Origin of the sequence: Curtobacterium sp. 'Ferrero', assembly GCF_002412165.1 — a bacterium.
In the GTDB taxonomy this organism is placed as follows: Bacteria; Actinomycetota; Actinomycetes; order Actinomycetales; family Microbacteriaceae; genus Curtobacterium.
The window spans coordinates 295018-316894 of sequence record NZ_NXIA01000001.1 but is presented as its reverse complement, the minus strand read 5'-3'; the positions used below and the strand labels follow the sequence as shown (position 1 = coordinate 316894).

The 21877-nt window shown below is 67.9% G+C and carries 22 protein-coding genes and 1 pseudogene; 11 read left to right on the top strand and 12 right to left on the bottom strand.

The genetic code is table 11. The features are described from left to right. Positions 1-59 precede the first annotated feature (59 nt). Positions 60-2111, top strand: coding sequence for a cytochrome c oxidase assembly protein (locus tag Csp2054_RS01465; RefSeq protein WP_096897510.1), 2052 nt, complete (start codon positions 60-62; stop codon positions 2109-2111). Between the two features lie 85 nt (positions 2112-2196). Here the strand turns inward: Csp2054_RS01465 and Csp2054_RS18420 are convergent. From Csp2054_RS18420 to Csp2054_RS01410, 11 genes and pseudogenes are all read right to left on the bottom strand, one after another. After that, positions 2197-4170, bottom strand: a pseudogene (locus Csp2054_RS18420) (acyltransferase family protein); the annotation flags it as partial. Between the two features lie 131 nt (positions 4171-4301). After that, positions 4302-4940: a cation diffusion facilitator family transporter gene (locus tag Csp2054_RS01455; RefSeq protein WP_096897508.1), complete on the bottom strand. Its 639-nt coding sequence runs from the start codon at positions 4938-4940 to the stop codon at positions 4302-4304. Then, positions 4937-5284 (bottom strand): ArsR/SmtB family transcription factor, encoded by a 348-nt coding sequence (locus Csp2054_RS01450; RefSeq protein ID WP_096897507.1) that lies wholly within the window; start codon positions 5282-5284, stop codon positions 4937-4939. Before Csp2054_RS01450 ends, Csp2054_RS01455 begins: the two co-directional genes overlap by 4 nt. A 142-nt stretch (positions 5285-5426) precedes the next feature. Further along, the gene (locus Csp2054_RS01445; RefSeq protein ID WP_096897506.1) at positions 5427-6164 is read right to left on the bottom strand and encodes a cytochrome c biogenesis CcdA family protein; all 738 of its coding nucleotides are present in this window, start codon (positions 6162-6164) and stop codon (positions 5427-5429) included. After that, the gene (locus Csp2054_RS01440) at positions 6161-6652 is read right to left on the bottom strand and encodes a signal peptidase II (protein WP_175349928.1); all 492 of its coding nucleotides are present in this window, start codon (positions 6650-6652) and stop codon (positions 6161-6163) included. The genes Csp2054_RS01445 and Csp2054_RS01440 overlap by 4 nt, the downstream gene beginning before the upstream one ends. A gap of 20 nt (positions 6653-6672) precedes the next feature. After that, positions 6673-7284 carry a cadmium resistance transporter gene (locus Csp2054_RS01435; protein ID WP_096897505.1) on the bottom strand — a complete coding sequence of 204 codons (612 nt, stop codon included), beginning with the start codon at positions 7282-7284 and terminating at the stop codon, positions 6673-6675. Between the two features lie 198 nt (positions 7285-7482). Then, positions 7483-8265 carry a M23 family metallopeptidase gene (locus Csp2054_RS01430; RefSeq protein ID WP_079238221.1) on the bottom strand — a complete coding sequence of 261 codons (783 nt, stop codon included), beginning with the start codon at positions 8263-8265 and terminating at the stop codon, positions 7483-7485. A gap of 293 nt (positions 8266-8558) precedes the next feature. Further along, positions 8559-9164: a DUF305 domain-containing protein gene (locus Csp2054_RS01425; RefSeq protein WP_079238220.1), complete on the bottom strand. Its 606-nt coding sequence runs from the start codon at positions 9162-9164 to the stop codon at positions 8559-8561. A gap of 103 nt (positions 9165-9267) precedes the next feature. Continuing rightward, positions 9268-9711 (bottom strand): hypothetical protein, encoded by a 444-nt coding sequence (locus Csp2054_RS01420; protein ID WP_096897504.1) that lies wholly within the window; start codon positions 9709-9711, stop codon positions 9268-9270. 95 nt (positions 9712-9806) lie between these two features. Beyond that, positions 9807-10121 carry a metal-sensitive transcriptional regulator gene (locus tag Csp2054_RS01415; protein WP_056120637.1) on the bottom strand — a complete coding sequence of 105 codons (315 nt, stop codon included), beginning with the start codon at positions 10119-10121 and terminating at the stop codon, positions 9807-9809. A gap of 38 nt (positions 10122-10159) precedes the next feature. Then, the gene (locus Csp2054_RS01410) at positions 10160-10837 is read right to left on the bottom strand and encodes a hypothetical protein (protein WP_141399072.1); all 678 of its coding nucleotides are present in this window, start codon (positions 10835-10837) and stop codon (positions 10160-10162) included. A gap of 92 nt (positions 10838-10929) precedes the next feature. Here Csp2054_RS01410 and Csp2054_RS01405 point away from each other — a divergent pair, with 92 nt between their 5' ends. The 10 genes from Csp2054_RS01405 to Csp2054_RS01360 all read left to right on the top strand — a co-directional run bounded on the left by Csp2054_RS01405 (position 10930) and on the right by Csp2054_RS01360 (position 21405). Then, positions 10930-11187, top strand: a complete 258-nt coding sequence (locus tag Csp2054_RS01405; protein ID WP_255252559.1) for a heavy-metal-associated domain-containing protein — start codon at positions 10930-10932, stop codon at positions 11185-11187. Next, the gene (locus Csp2054_RS01400; RefSeq protein ID WP_096897502.1) at positions 11184-13385 is read left to right on the top strand and encodes a heavy metal translocating P-type ATPase; all 2202 of its coding nucleotides are present in this window, start codon (positions 11184-11186) and stop codon (positions 13383-13385) included. Before Csp2054_RS01405 ends, Csp2054_RS01400 begins: the two co-directional genes overlap by 4 nt. A gap of 81 nt (positions 13386-13466) precedes the next feature. Further along, positions 13467-13817 (top strand): NADH-quinone oxidoreductase subunit A, encoded by a 351-nt coding sequence (locus Csp2054_RS01395; protein WP_096897501.1) that lies wholly within the window; start codon positions 13467-13469, stop codon positions 13815-13817. Further along, positions 13808-14926, top strand: coding sequence for a hypothetical protein (locus Csp2054_RS01390; protein WP_141399071.1), 1119 nt, complete (start codon positions 13808-13810; stop codon positions 14924-14926). The genes Csp2054_RS01395 and Csp2054_RS01390 overlap by 10 nt, the downstream gene beginning before the upstream one ends. Next, entirely contained in the window at positions 14889-15851 is a 963-nt protein-coding gene (locus tag Csp2054_RS01385; protein WP_217508545.1) for an NADH-quinone oxidoreductase subunit H, read from the top strand. The genes Csp2054_RS01390 and Csp2054_RS01385 overlap by 38 nt, the downstream gene beginning before the upstream one ends. Positions 15852-15856: 5 nt before the next feature. Then, positions 15857-16414 carry an NADH-quinone oxidoreductase subunit J gene (locus Csp2054_RS01380; RefSeq protein ID WP_255252558.1) on the top strand — a complete coding sequence of 186 codons (558 nt, stop codon included), beginning with the start codon at positions 15857-15859 and terminating at the stop codon, positions 16412-16414. Continuing rightward, positions 16411-16713, top strand: coding sequence for an NADH-quinone oxidoreductase subunit NuoK (gene nuoK / locus Csp2054_RS01375; protein ID WP_092091742.1), 303 nt, complete (start codon positions 16411-16413; stop codon positions 16711-16713). The genes Csp2054_RS01380 and nuoK overlap by 4 nt, the downstream gene beginning before the upstream one ends. Further along, on the top strand, positions 16710-18539 hold the full coding sequence (locus Csp2054_RS01370; protein WP_096897497.1) for a proton-conducting transporter membrane subunit: 1830 nt from the start codon (positions 16710-16712) through the stop codon (positions 18537-18539). The genes nuoK and Csp2054_RS01370 overlap by 4 nt, the downstream gene beginning before the upstream one ends. A 2-nt stretch (positions 18540-18541) precedes the next feature. Continuing rightward, entirely contained in the window at positions 18542-20029 is a 1488-nt protein-coding gene (locus tag Csp2054_RS01365) for a NuoM family protein (protein ID WP_096897642.1), read from the top strand. Between the two features lie 2 nt (positions 20030-20031). Then, positions 20032-21405, top strand: coding sequence for an NADH-quinone oxidoreductase subunit N (locus tag Csp2054_RS01360; RefSeq protein ID WP_096897496.1), 1374 nt, complete (start codon positions 20032-20034; stop codon positions 21403-21405). A 66-nt stretch (positions 21406-21471) separates the two neighbouring features. Here Csp2054_RS01360 and Csp2054_RS01355 read toward each other — a convergent pair whose 3' ends face one another. Then, positions 21472-21867 (bottom strand): heavy metal-responsive transcriptional regulator, encoded by a 396-nt coding sequence (locus Csp2054_RS01355; protein WP_096897495.1) that lies wholly within the window; start codon positions 21865-21867, stop codon positions 21472-21474. Positions 21868-21877 lie beyond the last annotated feature (10 nt).

Genomic DNA, 21877 nt, shown 5'->3' with positions numbered 1-21877 from the left:
CCCCGGAACCTGCTGCACAGCGATGAACCAGCGGCCCGACAACGACCTGTGATGACCCATTGACTGACACGAACCACCGCGCGGCAAACACCCACGGCGCACCCGTTGGCGCCGCACCGGACGCGGTAGCAGTCCGCTCGACACTCGTCGTCGCGGTACCACTGGCACTGGCATGCACGCTGCTCGGGCTGACCTTGACCGGTGCGCTCGGAGAAGCGACGCAGCTCGTCGACGCCGGCAGGCTGGTCGACTACGGCCTGCCCATCGCTCGAGTAGTCCACGATGCCATGGCGGCAGTCACGATCGGGCTGCTCATCGTCGCAGCGTTCGCGCTGCCCGGGCAGCGCAAGGAACGGGGCCGAGCCTCCTGGACGCAGTACCGGGCCGCACGCTGGGCGGCGTGGAGCGGCGCGCTCTGGTTCCTCGCCGCCGTGGTCGGAATCGTCTTCACCGGCGCCAACACCATCGGCGCCCCGATCACGAGCTCCGTGTTCGCGCGAACGTTTCCGGAGTTTCTCTTCCGTCTGGAAGCCGGGCAGGTGTACCTCGTCTCTGCGAACGCGGTCCTGATTGCAACGATCGTCGCCGCGTTCGCAACGCGGGTGACCAGCATCGCCGTCGCCACGGTCTTCGCCATCTTCGCGCTTCTGCCGCTGTCGCTTTCCGGGCACGCAGCTGGCTCGCTCGAACACGCCAACGCCGTGAACTCACTCGCGATCCACCTGATCGGCGTATGCGTCTGGGTTGGTGGGCTCACCGCCGTGCTGCTGCTGCGCACAATGACCAAGGGCGCGACCGGCCGTGTTGTTGCCCGATACTCGACCCTCGCCGGCTGGTCCTTCGCCGCCGTCGCGTTCTCCGGCATCGTCAACGCGGCGCTCCGACTCACCGGACCTGCAGATCTGGTCACCACCTCGTACGGGTGGCTGATCACCGTCAAAGCGGCCGCGCTGATCCTCCTCGGCATCGCCGGCGTCGTGCAGCGCCGAAAACTCGTCCCAGGACTCCTCCGAAACCCAGCGAACCGTCGACTATTCGTCCGGTTCGCACTCGCCGAGATCATCTTCATGGCGATTGCGATCGGCGCCTCTGTCGCCGTATCCCGGAGCCAACCGCCGATCCCGCAGACACCGGAAACCGGGGCAGACACGCGTGACGGGCTGATCGGCTTCACCTACCCGCCCACCCAGACCCTGCAGAACTTCCTGAGCGCGTGGCACTGGGACTGGGCATGGACCGCACTCGCCGTCATCGGCATCGGCTGGTACCTCATCGCCGTCCGCAAACTTCGCAAGCGCGGCGACGCGTGGCCGATCGGGCGGACAATCAGCTGGGTCGCTGGCTGCCTCATTTTCATCTGGACGATGAACGGCGGCCCTGCCGTTTACGGCATGATCCACTTCTCCTCGCACATGATCCAGCACATGCTCCTGATGATGTTCGTGCCGCTGCCGCTCGTCCTCGGCGGCCCGGTGCTGCTCGCGCTCCGCACCCTGCCGGTGCGCAACGACGGCTCCCGCGGCGCCCGCGAGTGGCTGATGCTGTTCGTGCATTCGCGCTACATGCAATTCATGGCCAAGCCGGCGGTGGCCGGGGTGATCTTCGCCGGGTCCCTCGTGGTGTTCTACTTCACCCCGGCGTTCCAAGCCGCGATGCAGTCACACGAATGGCACATCGTCATGGTCGTCCACTTCGTGCTGAGCGGCTACCTGTTCTTCTGGGTCTTCGTCGGCGTCGACCCCGGCCCGCAACGGCCCGCGTACCCGATCCTCATCATCGCGCTGCTGGCGACGCTGGCGTTCCATGCGTTCTTCGGCGTCGCAGTGATGACCTCAACCGAGGTGTATGCACTGGACTGGTTCCGCGCACTCGGACAAACAAACGAAGCTGCGCTCCTCGCTGACCAACACACCGGCGGCGGCATTGCGTGGGGTGCTTCCGAGCTGCCGATGGTGTTCGTGGCGCTGCTTGTCGTGCGGAACTGGGTCACGTCGGACAAGCGCGACGCCAAGCGCCTCGATCGTCAGGCGGAACGCGACGGCGACGCTGAGCTTCGCGCCTACAACGAACGGCTCGCCGCGATGAACGGGCGTGACCGCCCACACGAGTGACCTCAGCCGTCGCCGTCCGATGCGTCGCTGCCAGCGCTGGTGCAAGTGCGGCGTTGACAGCGCGCTGCAGCGGACGCGTGAGGGTGTTCGCGTAGGTGCGAGTGATGTGCTGCGAGTCGCGATACACGAGCACGTTCCCAATCACCGCAGGACACCACCCAGCACGACAGAACGACGCCGTCATATCCAGCACCCGCGCACCACGGATGCGCTGCGCCGCAACCGTGAGGTAGTCCGTCGCAGCGAACGCGCGCGCTGTACTCAACTGGCAGCGGGAAACCGCGTCCCCATTCACATCGAGGCAACGTTGCACACCCGTACCCGCGGCGGGGGTGTCCCGAATCGCAAGGATCGTCGCCCCGCGGGCAATCAGCGGCCCCCACGATGCACGGTAGCCGCGCTGTGCCGCGCGGTCGGGGTCGGCTCCTACCGGGTTGCCGCGGAGATCCGCGCGAGCGGCTGTGAAGACCAGCGCGTATGGAGCCTCGGCCTCGAGTGAGCGGTCGACGTCATCGTTCCAGATTGCGCACCGTCGTTGATTCGCGTCCGACACGTCAGACCACCGCACGTGGGAGAAGTCGCACCCGCCCTTGACGTAGAGGTGCAGTTCCCAGCCGCGCTCGCGAGCGATCCGTGTCAGCGTCGAAGCCCATTGGTGGGCGTGGGAGTCCCCGATCAACGCCACTCGAGTGCCCCCTCGCACGCCAACCACGCAGCTGCGGGCGGCAGTGGTCTGTGCCTCGCAGTCGTCCCACGTCGAGTCGATGTCGTAGGCGGCGGTCATGGTGGCCGGGGTGAACGGCTCCCGCGGATCACCACTGAGTTGGCAGGAGCGATTCCACGCGGCCGCGGCGCCGAAGCAGCCGCCCCCGCTCAGCGTGACCGCGACCGCCCGGTCCTGACGTTCCTGACCCTGCAGCGCCGCCCAACCCGTCGTTGGGACGAGCAGCAGCACCACCATCACACCTGCCGTCACGGCGAGCACAGCTGTTGAGCGGCGGCGTGAGAGCGGTCCGAAACGACCGCGATTCTCGACCAGGACGTGCGTCAGCTGCGCGAGGATCAGCGACAGTGCGGCAGTAGCGAGGATTCGAACCGGGGACGGCAGCTCGACCGCTCGCGGGAGCAACAGTACGACCGGCCAGTGCCACAAGTACAGCGGGTAGGAGATGGACCCAAGCCAGCGCACTGGACCCCAACGGAGCACCCAGCCGAGTACGCCCGTGTCCGCGCCGGCAGTGATGATGAGCGCGGTCGCCGCGACTGGGATCGCGGCCAGGATCCCTGGATACGACACCCCGGGTGAGAAAAGCACGCCCGCGGCGGTCAGCGACGCCCACCCGAGCAGCGCGGCCCCGGCGCGCGTCTGCGATTTCAGCGGGAGGAGCGCGCCGGACTGCGGCCCGAGCAGCGCCAGCAGTGCCCCAACCCCGAACTCCCAGGCCCGCGTATGTGGCCAGAAGTACGCAGCGGCCGGCTCCAAGGCGGTCAGGAGCACGGAACCAACAAGGGAAGCCCCGGTCGCCGCCCCGACGGCCCACATCAGAGGCGGCCTCCGAGGGGCGAATCGCCAGATCAGTAGAAGCAGGATCGGCCAGACAATGTAGAACTGCTCCTCGACGCCGAGTGACCAAAAGTGCTCAAACGGGGTCGACGGCGTACCGGCAGCGAGATAGTCGGTCCTCGACGCAGCGAGCACCCAGTTCTCGACGGAGCCCACGCTCCCGGCGAACTGCGCTCCGAGCTTCGGCCAGTCCTCCTTCGGGTACAGCGCCAATGCTGCGGCCCCCGTCACCGCAAGTACGATCAGCGCAGACGGTGCGAGACGGCGCACACGCCGGGCCCAGAACGCCAGTACCGACACCCGTCCGCGGCACTCCAGCTCACGACTGAGTTGCCTGGTGATGAGAAAGCCGGAGACGACGAAGAAGGCATCGACTCCCACGAAACCGCCGGGGAACCAGCCGACCCCAAGGTGATAGACCACCACGAGTACGACGGCGACGGCCCGGACAGCGTGCACGTCGACCCGAAACGAACCGTGCTCGCTGGACCGCATCAAGTACGAAGCTAGTTGTCCTTCGTGAACCCCAATCGACTACCCGGCGACGGAAGCTGGAAGAGCAAGCAAGTTACTTGTGGACAGCACCGCTGGGTCGCGGCGCTTGGTGTCGCTAGAGAGCGGTTGTTTCAGTCGTCATCGTCATCTTCGACGAGTTCACCTTCCCAGGCTTCGCGTCCTTCGTGGATGGCGAAGAGGGCGATGACGAATCCCGCGACGGGATCGAGCCATGCTGCGCCGGTGAGGGCGTAGAGGAGGAGTCCGACGAGGGTTGAGATGCTGAGGAGGACGCAGATCCGGGTTTCTGCGGCGTCCGCGAGGATCAGCGGGTCTCCAAGCTTCTTTCCGACTCGGGTTTTCAGCGCGGCAAGGACCGGCATGACGATGATCGAAAGGACCAGGAGCACGATGCTGACCGGGGAGGTCTCGGGCGTCTCATGGTTGATCAGGCTGCGGATGCCCTCGACGACGACGTAGGCCGCGAGGAGGAAGAACGTCACCGCGACGAACTTCAGCGTACGTCGCTCCTTGGCCTCGTCCGCTTCACCATGACGGAGCCGCGCCGCGAGACGCAGACCCACCAGCACTGCGGCGATCGACTCGATCCCGGAGTCGATACCGAAGCCGATGACGGATACAAGTCCCGCGGCAATACCCGCTGCGATGGCGACGATTCCCTCGATGACGTTGTACGCGACGGTGAACTGCGCAAGGCGGAGCCCTCGTCGGGTGAGCTGCTCCGTTTCGGTCACGGTGCGGGTGCTCATTCGGTAGCCCTCGCGTCCGAGCCGTAGGTGCCGCAGAGGTCCACCTGGTAGCCGGTGGCGTGCAACAGCGTTTCCGCAGATTCGAGGAGATCCATCAGCTCCGGCTGCGCGAGCGAGTAGAACACCTGCCGGCCCTGAGTCCGCCCCTCTACGAGAGCGCAGTCACGCAAGCACGCGACATGCTCGGAGATCGTCGACTGCGCAAGCCCCAACTCCGCCACGAGGTCACTCACGCGAGCCTCTCCCAAACGGAGGCGACGCACGATGCGCAGTCGGGTCGGGTCCGCGAGCGAGTGGAACAGCGATACGGCGGCAAGATCGCCCCGTGCTTCTACGATCGGCATACACCGATGATATCGGTGCGCCTCGTTGCGCGTCCCGCTGATGCCTCGTCGACGCGATTCTTCGCAGCGACCCGCCACTCGCGTTCCGCTGCGCCGTCATGTCTGACAGCCGTGGGCCTGCGTGGTGCGATGGTCGGCCTTATTAGAGGAGGGTGACGTACTGCCCGATCTGCGCGCCGATCGTGTACATCAGCGATGACCACAGTCCGGTGACCATGAGGACACCGATGAGGATCAGCGTGCCACCACCGATCAGGTTCACGGTCCGTAGGTGCCGTTTGACGCGGCTGATCGCGGTGGTGGCCCAGGTGGTTCCAAGGGCGAGGAGGAGGAAGGGGATGCCGAGTCCGAGGCAGTAGGCGATGCCGAGCAGGACGCCGTTCCAGGTGCTCGCGGCTTGCAGGCTCAGCAGGTTGATCGCGGTGAGGGTCGGGCCAAGGCAGGGGGTCCATCCGAGCCCGAACACGATCCCGAGCAGGGGTGCGCCGGCGATGCCGGTGGCCGGCTTCCATCGTGGTTTGAGGGTGCGCTGCAGGATCCCGAAGCGGCCGATGAACACGAGTCCCATGATGATGACGAAGCCGCCGAGGATCTGCGTGAGCAGGTCGCGCCAGCGGATCAGCCAGAAGCCGGCGGCGCCGAATGCGGCGGCGTAGGCGACGAAGATGACGGTGAAGCCGAGGATGAACAGGAGCACGCCCAGGGTGAGCGTGCTGCGGCGGCGTTGTTCTGCGACACCGCCGATGAAGCCGAGGTACCCGGGGACGAGTGGGAGAACGCATGGTGAGAGGAAGGACACCAGCCCGGCCAGGAGTGCGACCGGCACGGCGATCAGGAGCTGCCCGCTGAGGATCGCTTCCGCGAAAGGGTTCCCGGTCACGCTGATCGCTCCGTGGGCGCGGGCTCGTCCTTGTGGCTGCCCGGCATCAGGAAGCGGATCGCGAATCCGGCGATCCCCAGGGTGGCGAAGATGTCGGCGACGTTGAAGATGGCGAACCAGTCGATGTTGATGAAGTCGACGACTTCGCCAGTGAGCGGCCCGGAATCGGCGCGGGTGATGCGGTCGCAGAGGTTGCCTGCGGCCCCGCCGACGGCGACGCTCATCAGCCCAGTGGCGAGCATGTCGGTGCCGCGCACGGCGCGCACGACTGCCCACGTTGCCAGGCACAACGTCAGGGCGATGATGCCGAGTGCGAGCGGCGGCCCCATCTCGCTGCCGAGGCTGAAAGCGACGCCGGGGTTGAACACGAGCTGGAGGGTCGCACCCGGAGCCAGCTCAATTGTGCGCGACGGGCCGAGGCCGGACAGTGCCCACGCTTTCGTGAGCTGGTCGATGGTGAGCGCGGCCCCGGCGATCAGCAGCACCACGACCACTCGTGTACCCGCTCTCACGAGAGCACGTCGATGAGTCGCACGATCACACCGGACTCGATCAGGATGTAGAGGCCCAGGCCCGTGAACACGGCGGGCACGAGCCAGTGCTCGATCTTCTCGAGGGCTTCCGTGACGGTCTTGTTCGTCCCCACGAAGCGAGCCACGAGGCACCACACCGCGACGAGCACAAGGAACACCGCAATCGTGACCACGGTGTCCGGGATCGGGGTCGTCCGGAACACCGGCGTGTAGAGGGAGATGTTGTCGGCGCCGTTGGCGATGGTGATCCCCGCGACCCCGAGGACCCCACCCGCGCGCACCACCGAGTCGTCATCGTCGTCGTCATCACCGCGTCGTCGCAGAGCACGGACCAACCCCACCAGACCAATACCCAGGGGGATGAGCCCCAGCAGCCCCACCCACTTGTCCGGAACGATGGTGAGCCCCGCGGCAGCGAGGACGCTGATCGCGACGAGGGCGATGAAGCCGGCGTACTGACCGACGACGACCTTCCACCCAGGCAACGTTCCACGCGTCGATGCGAGGAACAGAACCGTCAGGACCACGACGTCATCGATGTTGGTGGCAGCAAAGAGACCCACCGCCGCCGCAATCGTGCCGATCATCGGTTCGACTCAACAAGCGGCGGCCGAGACACGGGAACCATCATCCGGCAAGTGATCGTCATACGCCGATCATATCGGTATCGACCGATGATCGGCGACGTGCAGCCGGCCGGCTCTCCACAACGCTGCCGCCGGCCCGGAGGCGATCGTCGGCGCGCGATCGGATGGTTGCCGCGGAGCGGGCTGAGTGGGCGCCGCTCACAAGGTGCGCCCGGCATTCGTTGTAAGCCAGGCAATGGGGTCGATTGGGGTGCTGCTGCCGAGCATGACCTGCAGGTGCAGGTGGGCGCCGGTGCTGGCGCCGGTGTTGCCGACGAGGCCGACGAGCTGCCCGACGGCGACGCTCTGCCCGGCATGCAGCGGTGACGAGCCGAAGATCATGTGCGCGTAGAGGGTGGAGATGGTCTGACCGTCGATCTGATGGTCGATGATGACGTACTGGCCGTACTCCGGGTGGGTGCCCGAGATTCGGACGGTGCCGGCGGCGACGGCGCCGATGGGGGTGCCGGCGCCGGGGGTGATGTCGGCGCCCTGGTGGATCGACGAGCACGCCGCGCACGGGGCGAGGCGGGGGCCGAACGGGGAGCTGACCCGGATGCTGCCGGCGACGGGCCAGCGGATATCGCCGGCGCCGGTGTTCACGATCGTCCCGGTGGGCGCGACTGCAGCCGTGCTACCTGCCGCTGCTGTGGCGCTGTTCGTGGTGCTGGTGGTCGTCTTGGTGATCACGGGCTTCACGGCGGGCTTGGTGACGGTGTAGCCGTCCCGGTCAACGGTCACGGTCAGCCCGGTCGCGGTGAAGCTCTGCCCGGTAGCGGACGGGGTGCCGCCGGGCACGGTGACGGCGGGGCCGGTAGATGCCTGCGCGGGAAGCGCCGCGGCGGTGAACAGCGCCATCGCCGCAGCAGCACCGGTCAGCGGAATCGCCGCCAGCGCCCGGGATCGGAACGTCCGCGTCGGAGCCGGCGCGGCCACCGTCACGGCGGGCAGCGGCGGCCGACTCACGACAGCGGGGGTCCGGCGGATGCGGGGCGTCCGCGGAGCGGGGGGTGTGGCGCGTTCTGCGGCGAGGGCTTCGCGGCGCGTCAGCGGCGTTGCAGTGGGGGTGTGGGGGTGCTGCTGGGGCACAGGCAGGCTCCAAGAAAGACGGCGGACGGGGATGAGCCCGTCAGAAGAAACAGGGCCGCTCGGCGGGGTGCTCGAGCGGGAGAGGGGGAAAGCCGGTCGCGGATCGCGGCAGGGAGGGGGGACACCGCCGCGACCCACGGCCGGGGTCACATCGACGCGAGCATGTCCTTCATCTGGCTGATCTGCTCGGTCTGGCTCGACACGATCGACTTCGCCATCGCGACCGCGTCGGTGTTCTTGCCCTTATCGACTTCGGTCTTCGCCATGTCGACAGCGCTGGTGTGGTGCTCGACCATCTGCTGCAGGAACAGCTTCCCGGCGTCCGCCGGGGAGGCACTGTCGAGGGCGTTCATATCGGCGTCGGACATCATCCCGCCCGACATGGAGGAGTGATCCATCCCGGACATGCTCGACATCTCCGTGGGCTCGCCCCAGGCCTTCAACCAGCCGGTCATCGTCTTGATCTCCGGTGCCTGCTCGGCCTTGATTTGCTTCGCGAGCGTGACGACGTCGGGGTCCACGTCGGAGCCCTTGGCGAGGAGCATGTCGCTCATCTCGATGGCCTGCTTGTGGTGCGGCAGCATCCCCTGCGTGAACGTCACGTCCTGGTCATTGTGCGTCGACGAGGACGACGAGGACGACGAGGAGGAGTTGTCCGAGGAGCCGGCGTTGTTGGTGGAGCATCCGGCGAGGGTGAGGCCGATGGTGAGGGCGGCGGTGGCCGCGAGGGTGCGCGTGATGGTGGTGTTCATGGATCCAATCCCGTGATGCGTCAGGTGTTCCGGGCAGGCGAATACCTGCCCGTGTTCTGGGCATGCGAGAGCTTCCGAAGGGAGCGCTCCCGCCGGGGATGGATCAGATACGGATGATCTGCAGCGCCGTCAGTGATGGCGGCTTGGGTGCCGCGACGCGGCGTGCGACACGGTCCCCGAGGGCGAGGAGGCGTGCGAGGACGTAGAGGACCCCGCCGTTCCGGGTGCGCAGAAGCGCCCACGCGAACAGGGCGATCGTCAGCGCGCAGGCCATCCCCATCAGGGAGCACATCAGCGCGCACAGGCCGCCATCGCAGCCAGCATCACTGAGCACGCTCACCACCGCGCCAGCCGGCGCGGCAGCGTGCTCGGCTGCGTCGCTGTGGGTGTGCTCGGCCGTCATGGCGGTCATGGCGTGCTCGCCGGTGGTCGCGTGGCCGAGCATGCTGTGCATCAGGACCGTGAACCCGACCAGCAGCAGCAACGCCAGCACTGCCGTGGCCTGCAGCAGCAGGCGGCGGCGCGTGGTGTTCGCGGTGGTGAGCATGCGGATCCGTACTGATGGCTGGCGGGGGTGCGGGTTCTATGGTGCAGGACGAGCGCTGAGAGGACAACCGCCCCGTCTGGTGGGCGGAGAGCTGGTTAGGCGCGCACGAGGCGGGCGATCGCGTCGGAGGCTTCCTTGAGCTTCACCGCGGCCGCGTCGCCGCCTTCGGCGACGGCGTCGGTGACGCAGTGCGCGAGGTGGTCATCCAGCAGGCCGAGCGCGACGGATTGCAGCGCCTTCGTCATCGCGGACACCTGGGTGAGGATGTCGATGCAGTACTGCTCCTCATCGACCATCCGCTGCAGGCCGCGGGCTTGCCCCTCGATGCGGCGCAACCGTTTGAGGTAGTCGTCCTTCGCGGTGATGTACCCGTGGTGGTGCTCTGCTGCGGGTGCGGTGGTGTCGGTCATGGACGCTCCTCGGGGTTCACCGATTACGGTAGCGGCGCTCATGCCGCCGTCGACCAATCGAACGGGGTCGGCGCGATCGGCGTACCGGACCCACGGGTGATGACGATGGCGATGTCCTGCTGGTCCTGCAGTTCCAGATCCGGCAGGGGCGTGGTGGTGCGGGTGCCGTTGACGAACACGGCGACGTGCCGGTCGTTCTTCCCGTCGACGTACCCGCCGACCTGCCCGTCTCGCAAGGTCACGTCCCACTCGGTAAAGAGCTGTCCGAGGGTGAACGGCTGCACCTTCGCGGACTCGACGTGCACGATGCCGGAGGTGTCGTGGGTGTGGAGTGCAGACATGCCGCCCCGCTGCACGTCGACGCCGATGTTCGCCGGCACCGCCACCGGCTCCCCGTCCACCGATACGGACAGATGCTGATGGGTGTGCAGCGCTGCACCTTCCATCCCCGCCACCTCGAGCCCGGCAGCCTTCGCCCGCGCCGCCGCATCCGCGGGGGCCGGCCACGGCGGGGCCGCTGTCGCTCCGGACGCTGTTGGCGCCGTGTCGTTGCCACGGTTCAGCGCGGTGACCGTGATCGTGGTGACCGCGGCGAGGACGATGACCACGGCGGCGCCCAGCAGCCACCACCGGCGGGTGCGGCTGCGCTGCTGTTCCGCTCTGCGGTCAGCGGCTTTCCGCCGCGCCTCTTCGCGCCGATCAGTTCTGCTCGCCATCACGTCCTCTTTCCGGATGCCGGTTTGGCGGATTGGGAACACATCCGCCCGACCGGCGTTACACTCACTACGGTACCCCCCTAGGGTACCTGATGAACGTGAAGAACGAAGGGATCACCACGATGAGCGAGCAGCTGACGAACACGTACGCCATCACGGGCATGACGTGCGGGCACTGCGTGATGAGTGTCAACGAGGAACTCGTCGCCGTGCCGGGTGTCACGGACGTGACGATCGACCTCAACGTCGGCGGTGTCTCCACCGCCCGGGTGACCAGTACCCGTGACCTGCCGCAGGAGGAAGTTTCCGCCGCTGTGGAGGAGGCCGGCTACACGTTGGTCGCATCATGACCACGACCAGCACCCCGCCGGTTGAGCTGACGATCGAGGGGATGACCTGCGCGTCGTGCGCGAACCGGATCGAGCGGAAGCTGAACAAGCTGCCCGGCGTGACCGCGAGCGTGAACTACGCCACGGAAAGCGCCTCCGTCACGCTCCCCGCGGACCTCGCTGTCGACGACGCGATCCGGACCATTGAAGCGGCCGGGTACGGCGCGCGCCTGCCCGAACCGCCCGGTGCGGACACCGACGAGCTCGCGCCGCTCCGGCGGCGCCTGATCGTGTCCACGGTGCTCGCCGTCCCGGTGGTGGCGCTGTCGATGGTCCCGGTCCTGCAGTTCCCGGGATGGCAGTGGGCCGTTCTGGTGCTGGCGCTGCCGGTCGCTGTGTGGGGTGCGTGGCCGTTCCATCGTGCTGCCGCGATCAACGCCCGGCATGGGGCCGCGACGATGGACACCCTCGTCAGCGTCGGCGTCGCCGCCGCGACCGTGTGGTCCGTCTGGGCGCTCGTGTTCGGCGGCGCCGGGCACATCGGGATGCAGATGGCGTTCTCCTGGTTCCCGCACCCGGGCGCGGCTCCGGAGCCGTACTTCGAAGTCGCCGCCGCGGTGACGGTGTTCCTCCTCGCCGGCCGATACTTCGAGGCCCGCGCGAAGGACCGCTCCGGCGCCGCCCTGCAGGCGCTCCTCGCCTTGGGTGCACCGACTGCCCGGGTGCTCCGAGACGGTGTCGAAACTGAGGTGCCGACCGCAGCACTGCAGGTCGGGGACCGGTTCGTGGTCCGTCCCGGTGAACGCATCGCCACCGACGGAACCATCACCGATGGCACGAGCGCGATCGACACCAGCGTGATGACCGGTGAAGCGGTCCCCGTCGAGGTTGGCACCGGCGACACCGTCACCGGCGCGACCGTGAACGTCGGCGGCCGACTCATCGTCGAAGCCACCCGCGTCGGCCAGGACACGGAGCTTGCCCGCATCGGCCGGCTCGTCGTGTCCGCGCAGACCGGCAAGGCCGAGGTGCAGCGCCTCGCCGACCGGGTTTCCGCCGTGTTCGTCCCGATCGTCATGGGCCTGGCGGTGCTGACCCTCATCGGGTGGCTGCTGCTCACCGGCGACGTGCAAGCCGCGTTCACCGCCGCCGTTGCGACCCTGGTGATCGCCTGCCCGTGCGCCCTGGGGCTGGCAACTCCGACCGCGCTGCTCGTCGGCACCGGACGTGGCTCCCAGCTCGGGATCCTCATCCGCGGACCCCAGGTCCTCGAGGCCACCCGCCGGATCGACACCGTCGTGCTCGACAAGACCGGCACCGTCACCACCGGCAAGATGAGCGTCCACCAGGTCACCGCCGTCGGCGGGGAAACCGACACCCGAGTCCTCGCCCTCGCCGCCGCCGCGGAAGCAGGATCCGAACACCCCATCGCCCGCGCCATCACCGCAGCCGCCACCGACCACCCCACCGCGGACACGTTCCAGTCCACCGCCGGGCTCGGCGTCCAAGCCGTCGTCGACGACACCCTCGTGCTCGTCGGCCGACCCGCCTGGTTGACCGACCAGTGGGCCATCACCATCCCCGAAGCGGTCACGGACGCGGTCCGGACCGCGGAACAGGGCGGCGCGACCGCGGTCGTTGTCGCATGGGACGGCGCAGCCCGCGGCGTCATCAGCGTCGCGGACACCATCGCGCCGACCAGCCCGGACGCGATCCGTCGCCTGCACGACATGGGGCTGCGCACGATCATGCTCACCGGCGACGCTGAAGACGTCGCCCGGACCGTCGCAGCGGAGGTTGGCATCGACGACGTCGAAGCCGAGGTGCGACCCGAAGACAAGTACCGGACCGTCACCCGGCTGCAGCAGCAGGGCCGGTCCGTGGCGATGATCGGCGACGGCGTCAACGACGCCGCCGCTCTCGCCGCCGCTGATCTCGGGATCGCGATGGGTAGCGGCACCGACGCGGCCATGGAAGCCGCCGACATCACCCTCATCCGAGCGGACCTGAGCGCCGCGGCGGACGCGATCGCGCTCGCCCGCCGCACCCTCGGCACGATCAAGGTGAACCTGTTCTGGGCCTTCGCCTACAACGTCGCCGCGATCCCGCTCGCGATGGCCGGCCTGCTGAACCCAATGATCGCCGGCGCCGCGATGGCCCTTTCCTCGGTGTTCGTTGTCAGCAACAGTCTGCGCCTGCGCACGTTCCAGCCTCGCTGACCGGCGGACACCGAGCCCGCCGCCCGCCTACACTCACCCGCATTACCCCTCCGGGGTATAGCAGCTCGGGAAGGAGATCGAATGTCCGGGTACATCACCATCGGCATCGTGCTCGGCGTCGCACTGCTCGGCATCGCCGCCCTGATGCTGCTGTCTCGAGCGACAGCGGTCGCTCCGATTCGCAAAGACGTGCTGCCGTTCGGGTCCGGGTGGGATCTCCAGGAACACGCGCTCTCGCGCTTCCACACCCGCTGGTACCCAATGACGCTGGTGTTCCTCGCGTTCGACGTGGAAATGCTCTTCATGTACCCGTGGGCTGTCGTTGTCGCGCAGATGGGTGCAGAGGCGGTCATCGAGATGTTCGTCTTCCTCGGGGTTCTCCTGGCGGGTGTCGTCTGGGCCTGGCGGGAAGGAGCGTTCCGATGGGTGTGACCACGGATCGCCGCCGACCGCTGCATGTGCTCCTCGTCGAGGTGCCCGGCAACGGTGCAGCCCGGATTGCACTGGAAGCAGCGGCTGCGTCCGCCGGTCATGTCCTGGCCACCCACCCGGCCGAAAGCGACGTCCTGCTCGTGTGCGGAATCCCCGGACCAGAGATGCGGACGGTCATCGACCGCGTGTGGGATCAGATGCCCTACCCGAAGCACCGGGCGGCACTGACCAGCCCCGACGAAATCGGCACCGTCTTCACGACCGCGCAGGACTCACTCACGGACCGACGTGCACAGCGCTCCGCCGCTCGCGAGGATGGGATCGATGGCCGGCACCTCGCCGAGGACGGCCCCGACCACGAACATCCCAACGACGAGCACCCGGACGACACCGACGAATCGATGCATGAACACGACATGCCCATGGGCGGTCACGACCACATGTCGATGGATCACATGTCGATGAGCGGTCCGGGCGGCTACCCACTCGCCGACGGGGCGGATGATCGGGACGGGCTGGAGATGGACGTGCTGCACCGGCGACTCGGTCCGATCCTGCCGGTCTGGCCAGCTGGCGTGATCCTGGACGTGACGCTCACCGGCGACACCATCACCGACGCCTCCGCCTCGGTGATCGATGTCGACGACCACAAGCGGGGGGAGCCACAGAGCGGCGCGGCCTCCGCGCTCGACCAGGCCGCCCAGATACTCGCCGTCGCCGGATGGGATGCCGTGGCAGCCCGGACGCTCCGCGTACGGGATCTTGCCGTGACCGGCCGCCGGGACCAGGCGCGGGAACGCATTCGGCCGCTGCGCCGCCGGATCGAGCGCTCCGTGATGCTCCGCTGGTCCCTGCGCGGCCTCCAGGTTCGACCCGACATCGACGTCCGCACGGTCCTCCTCACTCGACTCGAGCGCGCAGACGCCGCACTCAACGGACGTCAGTTCGAGCCGGAACCGGCGACGCCGGTAGATGAGATCCCATCCCTGGTTAAAGGACGCGACATCGGCAGCGCCCGCCTCATCATTGCTGCGCTCACCGTATTTCCCATGCCTCGCGCGGACTCGGCCGATGAGGTCGGCACGACGAGACGGCATCAGCATGGTTGATGTCGGAAACGCCCTCTGGGCACTCGTCCTGCCCGGCGTCGTCCTCGTCCTCGCCATCCTGGCCGCCAGCGGCAACGCCGCCCTGGCAGCACGAGACCGCGGGATACCGGTGCATGTTGGGGTCCTCTCGCCGTTCCGGGAAACCGGCCGGCTCCTCCGCCAACAACGTCGATCCGTGCTCGGCGCGGACTCCCTTCTGTGGCGGATCGGCGGGTCCGGGCTAGCCGTCGCCGCGTTCCTCGCCGCTCTCGCCGTTCCCGTCGGCGCTCTGGTACCACTGGACATTCCGGTCGGCGTGGTGTGGTTCAACGCCGTCGACGTCTCCCTCTGGGCCTTGTGGTGGCTGCTCGGGTGGGGCGGCAACAGCGTGCACCCGCTGATCGGCGGGTACCGGTTCCTGGCGCAGGCCCTGGCGTACGAGATCCCGCTGATGTTCGCCCTGACCGCCCCCGCCATCGGTGCGCAGAGCCTTCGGCTGACCGACGTGGTCGCCGCGCAGCAACCGATCTGGTTCGCCCTGACAATGCCGGTCGCGTTCATCGTCTACTGCGCCTCCGTCACCGCGTTCTCCGCCTGGGGTCCGTTCGCGTTTCCCGCCGGCACAGACATCGCCGGCGGTGTCCTCGGGGAACTCTCCGGCGTCGACCGACTGCTCGTTCTCGCCGGCAGATGGTGTCTGCTCGTGGTCGGCGCCGCATTCGCGGTGCCGATGTTCCTCGGCGGCGGAGCTGGTCCGTTGCTTCCGTCGGCGCTATGGGTGCTGTTGAAGACGTGTTTGCTGCTCGCCGTGTTCTTGCTGCTCGGACACGCGATGCCCGCGATCCGGCCGCAGCGGCTCGCGGAGCTGGGCTGGGTTGTCGTGTTGCCGCTGGTGCTGCTGCAACTGCTGGTCACGTCGGTGCTCGCCGTGATGGGGAAAGGATGACCGGGATGGCAACGATCGTGTTCTGGGTCGCGGCGGTCGTCGCGGTGCTCGCTGCCGCCGCGGTGTTCCGGGTGGACTCGATGGCGCGCGCGACGTACGCGCTGGCGGTGTCGTTCATCGCCGTCGGCGTCACCGTGCTGGTGCTGCACCTGGACTTCATCGGGGTCATCACGATCCTGATGATGGTGATGGAGATGGCCGTGATGGCGGTGTTCATGGTCTCCTATATGGGCATGAACCCGGCGCTGATGCCAATGGATATGACCCACAGCAAACGCCCCGCGGCAGTGATCGCGGCCGCCGTGTTCGTCGGCCTCGCCGCAGCCGCGCTCTTCATCCCGTGGCCAGCCCGTGCCGGGACCGCGGCGGCGGACACCACCCGTGCCCTTGGCGAGGCGATCATGAGCTCGAAAATGCTGGTGATGCTGACGATCAGCCCGATCCTGTTCGCCACGATCATCGCCGCCCTCGTCCTGGCGAACCCTCGTGGCCGGTACGACCGGCTCGGGGACGACCTCCAGAATGCCCCCGCTGACCCGGAGCCGGGAGGTGTCGGACGATGACGCTGCAACTCGTTCTGCTCGTCGTGGCTGCGCTGTTCGCCATCGGACTGTACGGCGCGATCTCGCAGCAGGTGGTGGTGATGGTGATGATGGGCATCGAGGTGATGATCAACGCCGTCATCCTCGCCGCCGCCGCGTTCTGGTGGTACCTCGCACCGACGGTCGATGGGCAGGTGCTGCTGCTGGTGATCATCGCGGCGATGACGATCGAGATGGCGATGGGCTTCGCGGTTGCGACGATCCTGCACCGTTCCCGGAACTCCGACATGACCGATTCTGCGACGGACCTCAGCCAGTGAGCGCCGCGCTGATCACCGCCATCATCCTGCCCGCCCTCGTCGGAGCCGCACTGGCGACAGCTGGACGCTTCGCCGAACGGATCGCCGTTCCCGTCAGCCTCTTCGCGGCAGCGGTCATGGCGATCGCAGCGACCATTGCAGCCATCACGGGTGCCGAGGTGACCGGCGGGGTGCCTGCGATGCTTGGCGCCCCTGGCCCGGATCTCCGCGTCGACGCGCTGGCCGCTGTCGTCCTGCCGACCGTGGTATGGATCGGATTCCTCGTCCTCGTGTTCGCGACTGCGGACCGGACCCGACCGGCGGCGCGGTTCCACGGGCTGATGCTGCTCTTCCTCGCTGCCGTCGTCGTCACCGTGACCGCAACCGGCCTGCCATTGCTCCTCGCCGCATGGGAGGTGATGGGCGCCACCTCCTACGCGCTCATCGGATTCCGCTGGCAAGACCGGAACCGCGTCGCCGGTGGATTCACCGCGTTCACTGTCACCCGCGCCGGGGACCTCGGCCTGTACCTCGCCGCTGGCGCCGTCGTCGCCGGCGGCGGCTCCTGGTCACTGACCGCACTGCAGTCGCTGCCAGGCCCCTGGGTGCACGTCGCTGCCGCAGGATTGCTCGCTGCCGGCTTCGGGAAGGCAGCGCAGCTGCCGTTCTCGTTCTGGATCTCCCGCGCCATGGAGGGCCCCAGCGCGGTGAGTGCGCTGCTGCACTCCGCAGCGATGGTCGCCATGGGCGGGTACCTGCTCCTCCGCGTCGAACCGCTCCTGAACGTGACCGGCTGGGCAGGTCCGACGGCGGCGTGGCTGGGCGTCACGACCGCGATCGTCCTCGGTGTCATCGCACTGTCGCAGCGGGACGTGAAGCAGGTCCTCGCCGCGTCGACGGCATCCCAGCTGGGGTTCGTCGTCCTCGCCGCTGGCGTCGGCTCGGTCAGCGGCGGCACCGCGCAGCTCGTCGCACACGCCGCCACGAAAGCGCTGCTGTTCCTCACCGCGGGCGCATGGCTGACGGCCACCGGGACGAAACAATTCACCGGTCTCCGCGGCGTCGCCGCCCGCTGGCCCGCGGTCGGCGTCCTCGCGACCGTCGGTGCGTTGTCGCTGGCCGGCCTGCCACCGTTGTCGCTCTGGTACACCAAGGACGTCGTCCTCGCCGCAGCATTGGAGGAAGAACCCTGGTTGTATGCGGCGGGCCTGGCCGGAGCGGCACTTGCAGCGGCTTACTCCGCCCGGATCATCGCGCTGCTGTGGCGGCGTGCCGGCACACCGGAAGCGTCCTGGGACGACGAAGAGCGCGGCACCCGGCGGGTGCCACGCCTCGCGGTCGTCCCGATGGTGGTGCTTGCCGTTGCCGCAGCCGGACTTGCGCTTCTCGGCACACCGCTGTTGCATCCGATGCTCGCTCCGCTGTCCGGGACGTCGGTGTCGTGGCCGGAGCTCGCGGCGTCCGGGGCAATCGCGGTGGTCGTGGTCCTGTTGACTCTGTGGCGCACACCCACAGTCCGCAGTGGGATGCACTGGTTCGGGCTGGAGCGGGCAGCCATTGCAGTCATCGCCACGCCGACACTGCGACTCTCCGCCGCCCTCGCGCGTCTCGACGACCGGTACGGCACGGCAGTCGATCGGTCGGGCCGTGCGCTCGAGCAGACCGCCCGAGCCGCGCGCGCTCTTGATCAGCGTGGCCCCGCCGCCGTGACGGGGTGGATCGGTTCCGCCGTCGCGGTCCTCGGTCGACTGGCTCGGCGACCGCAGACCGGCCAGGTGCACCACTACTACATCGGCGCGACCGTGACCGTCGCTGCCGCAGCTGTCCTGCTCTTGGTCGTGAGGTGATCGTGCTCAGTCTGATCGTGTTCCTTCCCGTTGTCGTCGCGGCGGTCCTCGCCCTGACGCGATCGATGTCCGGACGGGCAGCCGCGTGGGTGTGGCTGATGACGAGCATCGTGGAGCTCGCCCTCGGGATCCTCGCGTCCATCCCCGGATCCACCGCGTCGGGGCTGCACTGGGAGGAGCGGATGGAGTGGATGCCGAGCGTCGGCACCAGCTACCACCTCGGCGTTGACGGTTTTTCCGCCCCGTTGCTGCTCCTGACCGACGTTGTGTTCCTCGTCTGCGCGCTCTGGGCGATGCGGGACACCGACCGGCCCCGCCCACAGGCTGCACTCTTCCTGTCCCTCCAGACCACATGTCTTGGGGTGTTCGCCGCGCAGGACCTGCTCGTGTTCTTCGTGTTCTTCGACCTGTCCATCGTCGGCATGTACTTCGTGATCGCCGGGTGGGGACATGGCGACCACCAGCGGTCCGCGCTGCGATTCTTCCTCTACACGTTCCTCGGATCCCTGGCGCTGCTCCTCGGCTTCATCGGCCTCTACCTCGGCTCCACACCGCACACCTTCGACATGGTCGAGCTCACCCGGAACGGCTTCACCGGCACACCCCTGACCGCCGGCGCCGTCCTCGCCGCGCTCGTCGTGGGTTTCGCCGTCAAAACCCCCACGGTCCCATTCCACTCCTGGCTGCCACCGGCACATACCGACGCACCCGCGATTGGCTCTGTCGTCCTCGCGAGCGTCCTGCTGAAGATGGGCACCTACGGGTTCCTCCGCATCGCGATGCCGATGCTGCCGGACGCGTGGCGGTCCTGGGCATGGGTGATCGTCGTCGTCGGCATCGTGTCCGTGCTGTACGGGGCACTCGTGGCGTTGGCGCAGACGAACGTGAAGCGGCTGATCGCGTACACCTCGGTGAACCACATGGGCTACGTCGTGCTCGCCGTCGGCGCCGCGGGTCTGACCGGGTCATCCTCTGCACAGGCGCAGCAGCTGGCGATCACCGGCGCAACCGTGCAGATGGTGTCGCACGGGCTCATCACCGGTGCACTGTTCCTCCTCGCGGGTGTCCTCCACGACCGGCGGGGCAGCTACGAGATCAGCGACTACAGCGGCCTCGCGAAGCCGGCCCCACGGTTCTCCGGACTGTTCGCCGTCGCCGCGTTCGCGTCCCTCGGCATCCCCGCCTTCAGCGGATTCATCGCTGAGTTCGAGATATTCGCCGGCAGCATCGGTGCGACAGCGATCGCTGCGATCGCGCTGCCGGGGATCCTCATCACCGCAGCGCTGTTCCTCCGCACCGTGCAGAAGCTGCTCAGCGGACCCACGGAACGCCTCGCCGATGGTTTCACCGACGTCACCGCTCGGGAGACCGTGACGGTCGGGGCGCTCCTGCTGCTCTCCCTGGCGGTCGGCGTGGTGCCCGGACCGTTGCTGCAGCTCATCGCTCCCGCCGCCCGACAGCTCGCCGCGCTGGTCGGAGGTCCCGCGTGAACATGAACTACGGCGCGCTCCTGCCGGAGATCATCCTGATGGGCGGTGCCATCGTCGCGCTCCTCGGCGGCAGCTTCCTGCCCCGGCGCCGGCAGGCGCTCGTGACCTGGTTCGCGATCATCGTGGCGTGCGGCAGCGCCGTCACCGCTGCTCTGAGCACCGGGCCACCGTCCGTCTTCAGTGACAGCTACGCACTCGACAACGCGACAACGACGATCAGGATCCTCGTACCGTTGGCGACCGCGGTCGTGATGCTCATCGGACGCGAAGAATCCCGAGGCTCCGCTCGGGAGAGCGAAACCGCATCACTGCTGCTCCTCGCGGCACTCGGCACGGTCGTCCTCGCCGGCGCCAACGACCTGCTCATCGTCGCCACCGGGTTCCTCCTAGCGACCGTGCCGCTCTACGCGTTGATCGGACTGTCCCGATCCCCGGCCGCAGCCGAGGCGACAATGAAGACGTACCTGCTGGGCGCGATCTTCGGCGTCGTGATGCTCTTCGGCATCGCCGTCCTCATCGGTGTCGCCGGCGGCAGCACCTACCCTGAGCTCCAACAGGCGCTGCCACACGTGCCGGCGGCAGCGATCGCGCTCGGATTCATCGGGGTCCTCGCTGGCCTGCTGTTCAAAGCCGGAGCGGTCCCAGGGCACTTCTGGGTTCCGGATGCAGCAGAGGGCGCCGGTCTCGGCATCGCCGCTTTCATCACCACCGTCCCGAAGCTCGGGGCACTGATCGCGCTGGCACGCCTCGTGGACGTCATACCCGGCACCGTGAACGCGTCGCTGCTGGTCGGTGTGCTCGCCGCCGCGAGCATGATCCTCGGCACCCTCGCGGCGTTCTGGCAGCGCAGCGCGCCGCGGCTGCTCGGCTGGTCCACGGTTGGCCAGGTTGGGTTCCTGCTGATGCCCGTCGCTGTGATCGGTGTCGAACCGTCGGCGCGCGCCGCCTTGCTGATGTACCTGGTGTTCTACGCCGTGACCAACCTGGCCCTGTTCGCCGCGATCGCCGCGGTACCAGACCGCAGGACAATTCCCTCATGGCGCGGAGCGGCACGGGAACATCCCGTCATAACCGGTGTCATCCTGGTCGGCCTGCTGAGCCTTGTCGGGACACCACCAACCGCCGTCTTCGTCGGCAAGCTCGCCGTGTTCACGGCCACCTGGCAGGGCGGCATGCCGTGGCTGGTGGTCATCGCCGCTGCCGTCTCAGTCGCGTCGCTGTTCTACACCCTCCGGTGGGTGTCAACGGCCTTCCATGCACCGGAAAAACCCCGGTCTCGCCCCGCCGCAGTTCCGCTGCAAGCGGTCACCGCCGTGACGCTCGGTGCGCTGATCATCGTCGCCGTCGCCAGCAGTCCAGCCCTCTTGCAGTTGTGACTTGGCCGGTTCATATGGGCATTGAGGCCTTCGACGCTGAGTCTCTCAGCACGGTGGCTGATGATGTTACTGCGGGATGATGTCGCAGACGCTGCGCTCCGTGCATGTGGTCGGATCTAAGGTCGAACTCGTTGTGATCATGGCGACGAGTTCCGTTTCGAGGCGAGCGAGTTCCTGTTGGCGGGCTCTGACCGCTCCGAGCCTGCTGGCGAGAAGCGAAAGCACGTGCGAGCACGGTGCCTGCCCTTCCTGTCGGAGGGCGAGAACGCCGGCGATGTCCGACAGTGTTAGCCCAGCTGCTTGAGCGGCACGGATGAACCCGACCCGTGTAGTGACCTCATCCTTGTAGACCCGGTATCCGTTGCTCCCTCGACTCGGCACCGGAAGCAGCCCCTCGCGTTCGTAGAAGCGGATGGTTTGCGTGCTTACGCCAGTGGCGGCAGCGAGGTCTCCGATGCGCATGCTTCCATCA

Bases quoted from the DNA above. Each gene is read 5' to 3' on its own strand.
- Csp2054_RS01435 (WP_096897505.1), bottom strand. From the start codon at position 7,284: ATGATCGGCACGATTGCGGCGGCGGTGGGTCTCTTTGCTGCCACCAAC.
- Csp2054_RS01355 (WP_096897495.1), bottom strand. From the start codon at position 21,867: ATGCGCATCGGAGACCTCGCTGCCGCCACTGGCGTAAGCACGCAAACC.
- Csp2054_RS01400 (WP_096897502.1), top strand. From the start codon at position 11,184: ATGACCACGACCAGCACCCCGCCGGTTGAGCTGACGATCGAGGGGATG.
- Csp2054_RS01380 (WP_255252558.1), top strand. From the start codon at position 15,857: ATGGCAACGATCGTGTTCTGGGTCGCGGCGGTCGTCGCGGTGCTCGCT.
- Csp2054_RS01390 (WP_141399071.1), top strand. From the start codon at position 13,808: ATGGGTGTGACCACGGATCGCCGCCGACCGCTGCATGTGCTCCTCGTC.
- Csp2054_RS01450 (WP_096897507.1), bottom strand. From the start codon at position 5,284: ATGCCGATCGTAGAAGCACGGGGCGATCTTGCCGCCGTATCGCTGTTC.
- Csp2054_RS01360 (WP_096897496.1), top strand. From the start codon at position 20,032: ATGAACTACGGCGCGCTCCTGCCGGAGATCATCCTGATGGGCGGTGCC.
- nuoK (WP_092091742.1), top strand. From the start codon at position 16,411: ATGACGCTGCAACTCGTTCTGCTCGTCGTGGCTGCGCTGTTCGCCATC.
- Csp2054_RS01385 (WP_217508545.1), top strand. From the start codon at position 14,889: ATGAGGTCGGCACGACGAGACGGCATCAGCATGGTTGATGTCGGAAAC.
- Csp2054_RS01395 (WP_096897501.1), top strand. From the start codon at position 13,467: ATGTCCGGGTACATCACCATCGGCATCGTGCTCGGCGTCGCACTGCTC.
- Csp2054_RS01455 (WP_096897508.1), bottom strand. From the start codon at position 4,940: ATGAGCACCCGCACCGTGACCGAAACGGAGCAGCTCACCCGACGAGGG.
- Csp2054_RS01415 (WP_056120637.1), bottom strand. From the start codon at position 10,121: ATGACCGACACCACCGCACCCGCAGCAGAGCACCACCACGGGTACATC.
- Csp2054_RS01425 (WP_079238220.1), bottom strand. From the start codon at position 9,164: ATGAACACCACCATCACGCGCACCCTCGCGGCCACCGCCGCCCTCACC.
- Csp2054_RS01405 (WP_255252559.1), top strand. From the start codon at position 10,930: ATGAACGTGAAGAACGAAGGGATCACCACGATGAGCGAGCAGCTGACG.
- Csp2054_RS01410 (WP_141399072.1), bottom strand. From the start codon at position 10,837: ATGGCGAGCAGAACTGATCGGCGCGAAGAGGCGCGGCGGAAAGCCGCT.
- Csp2054_RS01420 (WP_096897504.1), bottom strand. From the start codon at position 9,711: ATGCTCACCACCGCGAACACCACGCGCCGCCGCCTGCTGCTGCAGGCC.